The 264-nt window shown below is 72.3% G+C and carries 1 protein-coding gene; it reads right to left on the reverse strand.

All coding sequences use genetic code 11. The annotated features are described in order from the left end of the window. A partial coding sequence (locus UK12_RS44220) for an acyltransferase domain-containing protein (protein ID WP_045307386.1) occupies positions 1-264 on the reverse strand: 264 nt, incomplete at both ends.

The following is a 264-nucleotide window of genomic DNA, read 5'->3' on the forward strand; positions in this document are numbered from 1 at the left end:
TCCGCGAACACCGCAGAGCACTCCAGCAACTCCACCGCCATCGCAGCCCACTGCGAACCCTGACCCGGGAAGACGAACGCCACCTTCCCCCCAGCCCCACCCACACCCTGCACCACACCCGCACCCGGCTCACCGGACGCCAGCGCCTCCAGGCCACGGACAGCCGCCTCACGGTCACCCGCGACCACCACCGCCCGGTGCTCGAACCCCGCCCGCGACGCCACCAGCGAGTACCCGACATCCGCCAGCGACAGCTCCGGCCAC

Origin of the sequence: Saccharothrix sp. ST-888 (assembly GCF_000955975.1) — a bacterium.
GTDB lineage: Bacteria > Actinomycetota > Actinomycetes > Streptomycetales > Streptomycetaceae > Kitasatospora.